At 70.7% G+C, this 7,972-nt stretch carries 7 protein-coding genes; 6 read left to right on the forward strand and 1 reads right to left on the reverse strand.

Features of this window, described 5'->3' with window-relative positions; translation table 11 throughout:
- Window positions 1–495: 495 nt before the first annotated feature.
- From AOK15_RS28090 to AOK15_RS28100, 3 genes are read left to right on the forward strand one after another with little or no spacing between them, the layout of a single operon-like run.
- The gene (locus AOK15_RS28090; protein ID WP_055521151.1) at window positions 496–1,020 is read left to right on the forward strand and encodes a PadR family transcriptional regulator; all 525 of its coding nucleotides are present in this window, start codon (window positions 496–498) and stop codon (window positions 1,018–1,020) included.
- Window positions 1,017–1,709 (forward strand): ABC transporter ATP-binding protein, encoded by a 693-nt coding sequence (locus tag AOK15_RS28095; RefSeq protein WP_055521152.1) that lies wholly within the window; start codon window positions 1,017–1,019, stop codon window positions 1,707–1,709. The genes AOK15_RS28090 and AOK15_RS28095 overlap by 4 nt, the downstream gene beginning before the upstream one ends.
- A complete protein-coding gene (locus AOK15_RS28100; RefSeq protein ID WP_055521153.1) occupies window positions 1,706–4,060 on the forward strand; it encodes an ABC transporter permease in 2,355 nt (784 codons plus the stop codon). Before AOK15_RS28095 ends, AOK15_RS28100 begins: the two co-directional genes overlap by 4 nt.
- 85 nt (window positions 4,061–4,145) lie before the next feature.
- Here AOK15_RS28100 and AOK15_RS28105 read toward each other — a convergent pair whose 3' ends face one another.
- Window positions 4,146–5,093, reverse strand: coding sequence for a LysR substrate-binding domain-containing protein (locus AOK15_RS28105; protein WP_079058752.1), 948 nt, complete (start codon window positions 5,091–5,093; stop codon window positions 4,146–4,148).
- A 163-nt stretch (window positions 5,094–5,256) separates the two neighbouring features.
- On the opposite strand from AOK15_RS28105, the gene AOK15_RS28110 reads away from it, so the two are divergent.
- The 3 genes from AOK15_RS28110 to AOK15_RS28120 all read left to right on the forward strand — a co-directional run bounded on the left by AOK15_RS28110 (window position 5,257) and on the right by AOK15_RS28120 (window position 7,327).
- Complete coding sequence (locus AOK15_RS28110; protein WP_055521155.1) at window positions 5,257–5,811, forward strand: peroxiredoxin; 555 nt, start codon at window positions 5,257–5,259, stop codon at window positions 5,809–5,811.
- 7 nt (window positions 5,812–5,818) lie between these two features.
- Window positions 5,819–6,352 carry an alkyl hydroperoxide reductase gene (locus tag AOK15_RS28115; protein ID WP_055521156.1) on the forward strand — a complete coding sequence of 178 codons (534 nt, stop codon included), beginning with the start codon at window positions 5,819–5,821 and terminating at the stop codon, window positions 6,350–6,352.
- 195 nt (window positions 6,353–6,547) lie between these two features.
- Window positions 6,548–7,327, forward strand: coding sequence for a class I SAM-dependent methyltransferase (locus tag AOK15_RS28120; protein ID WP_055521157.1), 780 nt, complete (start codon window positions 6,548–6,550; stop codon window positions 7,325–7,327).
- Window positions 7,328–7,972 lie beyond the last annotated feature (645 nt).

Here is a 7,972-nt window from a genome sequence, read left to right on the forward strand (position 1 = left end):
GCCGCCCTTGCCGCCCTTGGCAGCGGCCCGGGCGGCAGCCCGTCCGCCCCCCGCGGGCGGCTCTATGACCGCGGTCGTCCCTGCCTCATCACCGGACGAGCGCTTGGGCGCCGCGCGGCGACCGCCGCGTTGCCGCGCTCGTCTTTCTTCCGCTCGTCCCATGACTCCGGTCCGCTCCGCCTCTGCTCGGTCTCGTACGTCACTCAGGTCAATGCCAGCTCAGCAAGCTAACACCGAGGACTGTGACAAAGAGGAGTCGATAGGGCCTCGTCCGGCGTGACAATGCGCACGCGCAACGGACGGTCACATACCTCGTCCCACCGGAACGGACGTTCCAGCAGGCCCGATGGTTGCCCCAGCAGGCCCACGAGTTGCGGGCCGCAGCGGTGACAGAACCGTGACATTCGCGCGTGACCTGCGGCGGATCCACCGGCCGTCGCGACCTATACACCGCAGGTATACGTGGTGTGTATACGCGGTGTGTACAGTCGTGTCATGTCCATCGGTCACACACTCCTGGGACTCCTGGAGTCCGGGCCCCGACACGGTTACGACCTGAAGCGGGCCTTCGACGAGAAGTTCGGTCATGACCGGCCCCTGCACTACGGCCAGGTCTACTCGACGATGTCCCGGCTGCTGAAGAACGGCCTGGTCGAGGTCGACGGCATCGAGCCCGGCGGCGGTCCCGAGCGCAAGCGGTACGCGATCACCGAGGCGGGCATCACCGACGTCCAGCGGTGGCTCGCGACGCCGGAGAAGCCGGAGCCGTACCTGCAGTCGACCCTCTACACGAAGGTCGTGCTCGCCCTGCTCACCCACCGGGACGCGGCGGACATCCTCGACACCCAGCGCTCCGAGCACCTGCGCATGATGCGCATCCTCACCGACCGCAAACGCAAGGGCGACCTCGCCGATCAACTGATCTGCGACCACGCCCTGTTCCACCTGGAGGCCGACCTGCGATGGCTGGAGCTGACCGCCGCCCGACTGGGCAAGCTGGCCGAGGTGGTGACCCGATGACCCCGCCGCCCGCCGGCTCCCTGCTCGTCGCGACCGATCTGCGCAAGGCGTACGGCCCGACCACCGCGCTGGACGGCGCCGGGTTCTCCATCCACCCCGGCGAGGTCGTCGCGGTGATGGGGCCCTCCGGATCCGGCAAGTCGACCCTGCTGCACTGTCTCGCCGGGATCGTGCCGCCCGACTCCGGGTCGATCACCTACAACGGCCGTGAGATGGCCACCATGAACGACGCCCAGCGCAGCGCGCTCCGCCGCAGCGACTTCGGGTTCGTCTTCCAGTTCGGCCAGTTGGTGCCCGAGCTGACCTGTGTGGAGAACGTGGCGCTGCCGCTGCGGCTGAACGGCACCTCCCGCAAGGAGGCCGAGCGGACGGCGCTGTCCTGGATGGCACGTCTTGAGGTCGACGACCTCGCCCGCAAGCGTCCCGGCGAGGTCTCCGGCGGTCAGGGCCAGCGGGTCGCCGTGTCCCGGGCGCTGGTCACCGGCCCGCGGGTGCTGTTCGCGGACGAACCCACCGGCGCGCTCGACTCGCTGAACGGCGAGCGGGTGATGGAGCTGCTCACGGAGGCCGCCCGCTCCACCAACGCGGCGGTCGTCCTGGTCACGCACGAGGCGCGGGTGGCCGCGTACTCCGACCGCGAGATCGTCGTACGGGACGGGAAATCGCGGGACATGGAGCGCGTCATATGAGGTCCGCCGTGGTCGGCCAGTGGTACCGGGACCTGGCGATGGGTGTGCGGTTCACCTTCACCGGCGGCCGTGAGGGATGGGTGCGCGCCGTGCTCACCGCGTTCGGTGTGGGCCTCGGGGTGGCGCTGCTCCTGCTCACCACGGCCGTGCCGAACGTGCTGTCCGCGCGGGACGCCCGCGAGGAGGCCCGGCAGGACCGGGGCATCGGCTACCTCGAGAACAACACCACGTCCAAGCCGACCGACAGAAGTCTGCTCATCGCCGACACGGACACCGAGTACCGGTACCAGGAGATCCGCGGCCGGCTCCTCGAACCCGAGGGCGCCGACGCGCCGCTGCCGCCGGGGGTCGCGAAGTTCCCCGCTCCCGGCGAGATGGTCGTCTCCCCCGCCCTCTCCGAACTGCTGCGCTCCGACGCCGGGAAGCTGCTGCGCGAGCGGCTGCCGTACAAGACGGTGGGGACCGTCGGCCAGGCCGGGCTCATCGGCTCGGGCGACCTCACCTACTACGCCGGCGGCAAGGGGCTCGCCGAGCGGCTCGACGGCTCGGTGGTGGCCCGTATCGACCGCTTCGGTGCGTCGACGGACCAGCCCGAGGAGGAGGTCGACCCGATCCTGCTGCTGCTCACCGTGGTCGTCTTCGTGGTGCTGCTGATGCCGGTCGCCGTCTTCATCGCCACGGCCGTACGGTTCGGCGGCGAGCGGCGCGACCGCAGGCTCGCGGCGCTTCGGCTGGTCGGCTCCGACAGCCGGATGACCCGTCGGATCGCGGCGGGCGAGGCCCTCGCCGGGTCCGTGCTGGGGCTTCTCTTCGGGACCGGGTTCTTCCTGATCGGCAGGGAGGTCGCCGGTTCGGTCGAGGTGTTCGGCGTCAGTGTGTTCCCCAGCGACCTCAACCCCTCCCCCGGTCTGGCGCTGCTGGTCGCGCTCGCCGTGCCGGCCGCCGCCGTCCTCGTCACGCTGTTCGCGCTGCGCGGCGTCGTCATCGAACCCCTCGGTGTGGTGCGCACGGCCAAGCCGGCCCGCCGCAGGCTCTGGTGGCGGCTGCTGCTGCCGCTCGGCGGTCTCGCCCTGCTCTACCCGATGCTCGGCCAGGGCTCGGAGAACGGCGAGTTCAACGAGTACCTGGTGATCGGCGGTGTCGTCCTGCTCCTCTTCGGCATCACGGCGCTGCTGCCCTGGGTCGTCGAGGCGTTCGTCGCCCGGCTCGGCTCCGGCGCGGTCTCCTGGCAGCTCGCCGTCCGCCGACTCCAGTTGAGCAGCGGCTCGGCGGCCCGCATGGTCAACGGCATCGCGGTGGCGGTGGCCGGCGCGATCGCCCTGCAGATGCTGTTCGCCGGGATCGAGAGCCGGTTCACGGCGTCGACCGGCAAGGACACCAGCCGCGCCCGGCTGGAGCTGGCCCTCCCGCAGGACGGTTCGATGATCGCCGTCGGGGAGAAACTGAGCCGGGCCAAGGGCGCGGCGGCCACCGCGGCACTGTCCACGACGGAGGTGTCCGACGCGGCCAAGGACCCCGAGCGGTGGCTGGGGGTGACCGTCGGCGACTGCGCCGCGCTGCGCGAGCTCGCGAGGATCCCCTCGTGCCACGACGGCGACGTCTTCGTGGCGCCCGACCGGGCCGACCCGACATCGGCGAACCTCGCCACGGCGGGCCGCACCGTGTACTTCGACCCGTCCTGGAGCGGGGAGGAGGCAGGCGCCGAGATCGCCTGGAAGCTGCCGGCCGGGATGAGGAAAGTGACCGAGCGCCCCGACTCCCTGCGGCCCGGGTCGGCGGGGCTGATGGTGACCCCGGGCGCCCTGCCCGCGAAGACCGAGTCGGACTTCTCCAGCACCGTGTTCGTACGGACGGACCCGGCAGTCCCGGACGCGCTCGACGAGGTGCGCAACGCGGCCGTGGCGATCGATCCGCTCATCCGGACCTGGGAGTGGGAAACGACCCAGCAGGCGGAGCAGTTCACGGACATCCGCACCGGGCTGATGGTCGGCGCGACCGCCGTACTCGTTCTGATCGGCGCGAGCCTCCTCGTCTCCCAGCTGGAACAGCTGAGGGAACGCAGGAAGCTGCTGTCCGCGCTGGTCGCGTTCGGTACCCGCCGCCGCACCCTCGGGCTGTCCGTGCTGTGGCAGACGGCGATCCCGATCGCCCTCGGCCTCGTCCTCGCCCTGGCGGTCGGCCTGACCCTCGGCGCCGTCCTGCTGAAGATGACGAACGTCGAGGTGGGCGTCGACTGGGCGAGCGTGCTGTCGATGACCGGCATCGGCGCGGGTGTCGTCGTCCTGGTCACGGCCCTGAGCATGCCGCCGCTGCTGAGGATGATGCGGCCGGAGGGGCTCCGCACCGAGTAGTCGGGCCCATGTCCGCGGGGTGCGGCCACGGCCCCAGTGCCTCCGCCGGGTTCTGTGGCCGCACCCGGACCTTCGCGAGGTGCGGTCACAGCACCCGGACCGGCAACGGCCGCAGCGCTTGTCCGAGCGCTGCGGCCAGTTCCTCGTACTCGGCCCCCCGCGCCGCCCCTGTCCGCATGGCCAGGGCGACGCGGCGGCTCGGTGCCGGGTGCGCGAAGCGTCCCGTCAGCAGCTGGGGGTTCCGGCTGGTCTCCACCGTCACGGCGGTACGCGGCAGCAGGGTCACCCCGAGTCCGCCGGCGACGAGCTGGACGAGGGTGGAGAGACCGGCTGCGGTCGTGGTGACGGGGACGTCGTCGCGGCCGGCTTCCCGGCAGATGTCGAGGGCCTGGTCGCGCAGGCAGTGGCCCTCGTCGAGCAGCAACAGGTTCAGTGCGCGCAGCGCCTCGCGGGGGATGCCCTGTCGGCCGCCCAGTTCATGGCCGAGCGGGGTGACGAGCACGAAGTCCTCGTCGAACAGGGGCAGTTCGGTGACGCCGGGGACCCCCAGCGGCACGGCGAGGAGCAGCAGGTCGAGACGGCCGGTGGTGAGGCCGTCGAGCAGGTTCGCGGTCTGCTCCTCGTGGACCTGGAGATCGAGGTCCGGGTAGCGCTCGTGGACGAGGTTGAGGACCGTCGGCAGCAGATACGGCGCCACCGTGGGGATCACCCCCAGGCGCAGCGCCCCGGTGAAGGGCGCCCGCACCGCCTCGGCCTCCTCCATCAGCGCCGCCACCTCCGCCAGCACCGCCCGCGCCCGTACGGCCAGTCGCTCGCCGGCGGGCGAGAGCAGCACCTTGCGGGTGGTCCGCTCGACCAGCGTCACGCCCAGCGCCTCCTCCAGCGCGGAGACGGCGCCGGACAGAGCGGGCTGGCTCATCCCTATCGCGGTCGCGGCGTCCCGGAAGTGCAGATGCTCGGCGACGGCCGCGAAGGCCCGCAACTGGGAGAGGCTGGGCCGGCGACGGACGGCGCCGTTCACGGAAGGCCGCACCTATGACCCCACCTTTCACTGAATGTCACTGATAACTGCATTCGATCAACCCGACCGAGTGTAGCTATTTCATTGATCAATGCACCCTGTGCCACCATCGTGATCGTCCAACCCGCCGGAAACCCCTGGTCCAAGGGGTGTTTTCGCGTTGCAAGGAGAGCCTGTGCTCACTGTCGGTGACAAGTTCCCCGAGTTCGATCTGATGGCCTGCGTCTCGCTGGAGAAGGGCAAGGAGTTCGCGCGGATCAACCACAAGACCTACGAGGGTCAGTGGAAGATCGTGTTCGCGTGGCCCAAGGACTTCACCTTCGTGTGTCCCACCGAGATCGCCGCGTTCGGCAAGCTGAACGACGAGTTCGCCGACCGCGATGCCCAGGTCCTCGGCTTCTCCGGCGACTCCGAGTTCGTCCACCACGCCTGGCGCAAGGACCACGACGACCTGCGCGACCTGCCGTTCCCGATGATGGCCGACTCCCGGCACGAGCTGATGCGGGACCTCGGCATCGAGGACGAGGAGGGCTTCGCCAAGCGCGCGGTGTTCATCGTGGACCAGAACAACGAGATCCAGTTCGCCATGGTGACCGCCGGGTCGGTGGGCCGTAACCCCAAGGAGGTCCTGCGGGTCCTGGACGCCCTGCAGACCGACGAGCTCTGCCCGTGCAACTGGAGCAAGGGCGACGAGACACTGGACCCCGTCAAGCTGCTGGCCGGGGAGTGAGGCCGCCATGTCCCTCGACGCTCTGAAGTCCGCGATACCGGACTACGCCAAGGACCTCCGTCTCAATCTGGGGTCCGTCATCGGCAACTCCGAGCTGCCCGCCCAGCAGCTGTGGGGCACCGTGCTCGCCACGGCGATCGCCTCGCGGTCGGCGGTGGTGCTGCGGGAGCTCGCGCCGGAGGCCAGGGCGAACCTGTCGCCCGAGGCCTACACGGCGGCGAAGTCCGCGGCGGCGGTGATGGCGATGAACAACGTCTTCTACCGGACGCGGCATCTGCTCTCGGACCACGAGTACGGCAATCTGCGGGCCGGGCTGCGGATGAACGTGCTCGGCAACCCCGGGGTCGACAAGGTCGACTTCGAGCTGTGGTCGTTCGCGGTGTCCGCGATCAACGGGTGCGGGCTGTGCCTCGACTCGCACGAGCAGATCCTGCGGAAGGCCGGGGTCGACCGGGAGACCGTGCAGGAGGCGTTCAAGATCGCGTCGGTGATCGAGGCGGTGGGGGTCACGCTGGAGGCGGAGTCGATTCTCTGCGACTAGGCCGCCGCGCCTCGGGGGGTCGGGGGTGCGGGGTGCGTCGGCGTCCGCGGGTACGTCGTGGTTGGCCGCGCGGTTCCCCGCGTCCCTGAAGGTGGCCTGCGGGCCCTTCAGCGCGCAGGCCGCCCGGCGCACCGGGGTGCGGGCCCACGGAAAAGCGCTCGCGTCCCGGGCACCCCCTCGGCAGAATCCCTGCCCATGGCCGACCTCCCCTCCCCCACGTTCGAAGAGCTCGTCGCCGAAGGCGATGCCGTGCCCACCGAGGGGTGGGACTTCTCGTGGTTCGAGGGGCGGGCCACCGAGGCCCGGCCCTCGTGGGGGTACGCGCGGGGGATGGCCGAGCGGCTGGGGCGGGCGTCGGCCGCGCTGGACATCCAGACCGGGGGCGGCGAGGTGCTGGACTCCGCCCCGCGGCTGCCCCGGCTAACCGTCGCCACCGAAGGGTGGCCGCCGAACGTCGCCAAGGCCACCGCCCGGCTGCACCCGCGCGGGGCAGTGGTCGTCGCCTGCCCGGAGGACGCGCCGCTGCCCTTCGCGGACGGGGCCTTCGACCTGGTCACCAGTCGGCACCCGGTCCAGGCGCACTGGACGGAGATCGCCCGCGTGCTCGGGCCCGGCGGCACCTACTTCGCCCAGCACGTGGGGCCCGCCAGCGTCTTCGAGCTCGTCGAGCACTTCACCGGCCCCCTGCCGGACGAGGTCCGCGCCGGCCGGGAACCGCGACGCGAGCGCGCCGACGCCGAGGCGGCGGGACTGGAGATCGTGGAGCTGCGGGCCGAGCGGCTCCGGATGGAGTTCTACGACATCGCCGCCGTCGTGCACTTCCTGAAGAAGGTCGTCTGGATGGTGCCCGGCTTCACCGTCGACGCGTATCTGCCCCAGCTGCGCTCCCTCCACGAGCGGATCCGGAGCGAGGGGTGTTTCGTCGCCCACAGCGCCCGGCACCTCTTCGAGGCCCGCAAGCCGACGGACGCCTAGCCGGTCCTGCGCCCCGGAAGCCATGCTCGCGGCCTTCCCATTCGCCAACTTCGACCGGGGACAACGGCACTTCGGGGCGCCTGCGTGTGAGCCGTCCGGGTGAGGGGGCGTCCGCCGCCGCCCGGCGTCGGCACCTCGCGCACGCCCGTTCCCTCCCTGGTGTCCACATCGTTATCGCTCACGACTTGGCTTGGATGACCTCTCCCGCGTAGGTTCAGACCAAGGTAATTCGCGTGAGCAAAGCTGCGCGGGACGGCACCGTGCAGTGGAGGGGGCTGCGCGGTGCCGTGAACCAGCTGCCGCGCCGACCGTGACGGCGGTCGTCCGTCAAGCGGGCGTTCCGGGGGCGCTTCACCCACATGGGCGCGCTCCATCTTCTCTCCCCGAGAGTCGCACAAGAATGCGCGAACCTCATGAATCCATCAGGATTCCTTCTCTTCCCCTTGGAATCGGTCGCGATTCAGCCATGATCACCCCTCGATCACACCCTGAATGAACGCTTCCACACTCACCCTCGCGCTGTCGTCCGACTCCGCAGAGTAGTTGTGGCACGCCGATGCACGCAGCATCACTCACGAAGGGTTATGGTGGAAACCCCCCCTCGGGCCGGTCCGTCTCCCCCCCACGGACCGGCCCGAGGGGGGG

This window comes from Streptomyces ossamyceticus, from assembly GCF_001418475.1.
GTDB classification, from domain to species: domain Bacteria; phylum Actinomycetota; class Actinomycetes; order Streptomycetales; family Streptomycetaceae; genus Streptomyces; species Streptomyces ossamyceticus.

Bases quoted from the DNA above. Each gene is read 5' to 3' on its own strand.
- AOK15_RS28120 (WP_055521157.1), top strand. From the start codon at position 6,548: ATGGCCGACCTCCCCTCCCCCACGTTCGAAGAGCTCGTCGCCGAAGGC.
- AOK15_RS28095 (WP_055521152.1), top strand. From the start codon at position 1,017: ATGACCCCGCCGCCCGCCGGCTCCCTGCTCGTCGCGACCGATCTGCGC.
- AOK15_RS28115 (WP_055521156.1), top strand. From the start codon at position 5,819: ATGTCCCTCGACGCTCTGAAGTCCGCGATACCGGACTACGCCAAGGAC.
- AOK15_RS28090 (WP_055521151.1), top strand. From the start codon at position 496: ATGTCCATCGGTCACACACTCCTGGGACTCCTGGAGTCCGGGCCCCGA.
- AOK15_RS28100 (WP_055521153.1), top strand. From the start codon at position 1,706: ATGAGGTCCGCCGTGGTCGGCCAGTGGTACCGGGACCTGGCGATGGGT.